3 protein-coding genes and 1 riboswitch are annotated in these 3512 nt (G+C 51.7%); all 3 genes read right to left on the reverse strand.

What is annotated here, in order from left to right:
- Positions 1 to 36: 36 nt before the first annotated feature.
- Positions 37 to 1509: an MDR family MFS transporter gene (locus tag ADA01nite_RS04425; RefSeq protein ID WP_146808701.1), complete on the reverse strand. Its 1473-nt coding sequence runs from the start codon at positions 1507 to 1509 to the stop codon at positions 37 to 39.
- 164 nt (positions 1510 to 1673) lie between these two features.
- Positions 1674 to 2741 (reverse strand): nicotinate-nucleotide--dimethylbenzimidazole phosphoribosyltransferase, encoded by a 1068-nt coding sequence (gene cobT / locus ADA01nite_RS04430; protein WP_146808702.1) that lies wholly within the window; start codon positions 2739 to 2741, stop codon positions 1674 to 1676.
- A gap of 137 nt (positions 2742 to 2878) precedes the next feature.
- Positions 2879 to 3053, reverse strand: a riboswitch (cobalamin riboswitch).
- 26 nt (positions 3054 to 3079) lie between these two features.
- The coding region (locus ADA01nite_RS04435; RefSeq protein WP_146808703.1) for an aminotransferase class III-fold pyridoxal phosphate-dependent enzyme at positions 3080 to 3512 on the reverse strand (433 nt) is incomplete at its 5' end.

Raw genomic sequence — 3512 nt, forward strand, 5'->3', positions numbered from 1 at the left:
GCCATGGTGGTTTTCTGTGAAAATCGTGTTTTATTTCTAGCGGGTAGAAACGGGTTCCGGATTCTTGCGCGGCAGCCAGAAGCCTGCTACAAGCGAGACAGCAGCCAGCACACACAATACGAGAAATACACTGTGCAAAGCATAGGCCAGCCCTTCCCGCATAGACGCCAGAAGCTGTGCCGGCAATTGCTGTGCCACTTCTGGATTCAACAGTTGGTTCATATCTGTTCCCGCCTTCATTCCATGTTCTTGTATATACCGGCCAAGCGCCGCATTAAACAATGTTCCGAATACCGCAATACCGAACGTCTGACCGAGCGTACGGACGAACGAGTTGGATGCCGTCGCCGCCCCGCGCAGATTCCAGTCCACTGAAGATTGCACGGTTACTGTAAATACCGTCACCGATAGACCAAAGCCAAGCCCGGCAATGAACATAATCGCAATAAGAGCAAACTGGGACGTATTCATACCGATAAAAGCCAGCCAAAGCGAAGCCAGGATAAGAAGCATAAGACCCATCAGCGCTGTATTGCGCGTACTGAGACGGACCATCAACCATCCGCTTAGAATAGCGCCAAGCGGCCATCCGATGGACATGGGCGTAAGAGCCAGTCCTGAACTTGTCGCTCCCTGTCCGTATACTCCTTGAATCCACATCGGCAAATAAGCAGTAATTGCGATTAATACGGCGCTAATCACAAATGAAATCAAGTTGGAAACGGAGATGGCCCGAATGGTAAACAGTTGCAGCGGAAGCATCGGTTCCGGAGACTTGATTTCAATTAAGATGAAGATAGCCAAAAATACCCCGGCAACCGCAAACAATCCGAAAATGGGCGCAGAACTCCAGGCATATTCCTGTCCTCCAGTCAGAAACCCATACAGCAGCGCAGTCATACCGATCGTGAACGTTATCGCACCCGCGTAATCGATATGCCGCTTCTTTTTCTCAAATGATTCATCCAGATATATCCATAGCATGACGACCGCAATGATGCCGAACGGGACGTTAATAAAGAAAATCCAGTGCCAGGAAATAACGTCAACGAAAAAACCGCCGACTAACGGTCCAACAATGCCTGAGATGCCCCACACGGAACTAAACCATCCCTGGATTTTGGCCCTCTCTTCAAAGGAATAAATATCACCAATAATCGTAAATGTCACCGGTAGAACGGCACCGGCGCCGATCCCTTGAATGGCCCGGTAAAAGATTAACTGCTCCATCGATTGTGCCAGACCGCATAGCGCCGACCCCAGGAGGAAAACGACGGTACCGAATGTAAAAATAATTTTACGCCCAAACAAGTCTGCAAGTTTGCCATAAATCGGTGTCGTTACGGACATCGTCAGCAAGTAGACGGCAAACACCCAGCTAATCAGCGTCAGACCTCCCAGGTCGCTGACGATGCGAGGCATAGCCGTACTAACGATGGTGACTTCAATTGCCGCCAGGAACGTAGCGACCAGCATGGCGATCGTCACGTTTCTTCTATTTGTCTTCATACGCATTCTCCCTCTCTCTACAGTCCGCTTACCCACCGCGGACAAGCATCCTTATGCTGGTAGCGTATAAAAATTCCGGCGTAAAAGTCAATCTTCCGGTCTGCGTTATATGTGCGCGGATTCTGGATAAAAACCCCGCTGTGTTCGCAGCGGGGAGCATCTTTTTATAAACCTAACTCATCAAACGTCGCCATCTGATTCAGCATGGCAATGGAGGCTTCCAGCATCGGAAACAGAAGAACCGCTCCAGATCCTTCGCCAAGGCGCATACGCAGATGCAGAGCCGGCGTCAGCTCCAGATACGTTAGAGCCGCCTCATGGGCCGGTTCCTCGGATAGATGCGACGCGAACATGAAGGGCAGTACGTCCGGGCATATCTCATATGCAACTAATGCTGCCGCACTCGCAATGACTCCGTCTATAATAACGGCCATACCGTGGGCAGCGGAACCGAGCGTCACACCGACAAGCCCTGCAATTTCCAATCCGCCTATACGGGCCAGTACATCAATCGGAGTAAGCTCCGAACGCCAGTGTTTGTCTATTCCGTTCACGGCCAAGGCCTGTTCGATAATTGCAGCTTTCGCCTTCCGTTTATCTTCATCAATGCCGGTCCCTTTTCCGGTCAACTCGTCTACAGGGCGTCCGGTAATAGCAGCCGTCAGTGCGGCGCTCGGCGTTGTATTGCCGATTCCCATATCGCCCAGAGCAATAGCTTTGCATCCTTGCGCAGCCAATTCCATTGCAATCGCAATACCTACTTCGACTGCACGCACGGCTTCATCCGGAGTCATTGCCGAACCCTGTGCCATATTTTTTGTGCCGGATTTTACTTTTTCGTTTCGTACCCCTGGAGGCGTCTCCGCCTTGCTCCCGATATCGACAACGACAACCTCCGCTCCCATCTGGCGTGCAAACACGTTAATCGCGGCTCCGCCGCGTGTAAAATTCCCCATCATTAACCCTGTTACTTCCGAAGGAAACGCGCTGACGCCTTCCTCTACCACACCATGATCGCCGCACATCACTATCACCGCTTTTCTATCCAGCGACGGTCCCTCCGTCCGCTGAATTCCGGACAGGCGAACAACCATCTCTTCCAAAACGCCAAGACTTCCCGGCGGCTTGGTCAGGTTATCCACCCGCTTTTGAACCGCTCCCATGATTTCCTCATCCGGCCTGGCGATACGACTTATAGTATCTGCAAGCAATGCGCCGATTGTTTGTTCCATCGTTTTATCCCCCGCTTTTCTCCTGAAATCTAGAGAATGGACAAGGACGCAAAGGTGACAGGTGTTTATGTACGGAAAAAAGCCCAGGTCAAAGAGACCTGGACTTGCCACATCCGGTTCTATGCTACCTATCCTCGAGTAATCCGCTGCAATAGGCAGGTCTCCTGGCTCCCGGATCAAGGCCATATGTCGACAGCCTTCCCAAACGCATGCGCTCAGTGACTGCCGACGGCTCCCCGGCTACAGTGGCGGGCCCGCGTGTTTTCTTCCCTATTCTCCCCTGAAAGGGGCACCTATTGCGTCCTATACACATTTATAAACAGCATACACCGCTTCGCTTACTTTTTCAATACTTGATAAATTCGTTCAATCGCCCAGTCCAAATCTTCTTTGGAAATAATAAGCGGCGGCGCAAAACGAATTGTCGTTTCATGTGTTTCTTTGCACAGCAAACCAAGCTCTTTCAGCGCCTCGCAATACGAACGCGCTTTTCCTGTCAGCTCAACACCGATGAACAGGCCGCGGCCGCGTACTTCTTTGATAACCGGGTTATCGATTTGCTGCAACTTCTGCTTGAAATATTCACCCAGCGTAAGTGAACGCTGCACCAGTTGTTCTTCCTCCAGCACTTCGAGTGCCGCGATGGCAACCGCGCAGCCCAGCGGGTTTCCGCCGAATGTGGAGCCGTGGGAACCCGGTTCGAATACGCCCAGAATTTCTTTGTCTGCGGCAACTGCGGAGATTGGGAACACGCCGCCGCCCAGTGCTTTA

It is taken from the genome of Aneurinibacillus danicus (genome assembly GCF_007991215.1).
GTDB classification, from domain to species: Bacteria; Bacillota; Bacilli; order Aneurinibacillales; family Aneurinibacillaceae; genus Aneurinibacillus; species Aneurinibacillus danicus.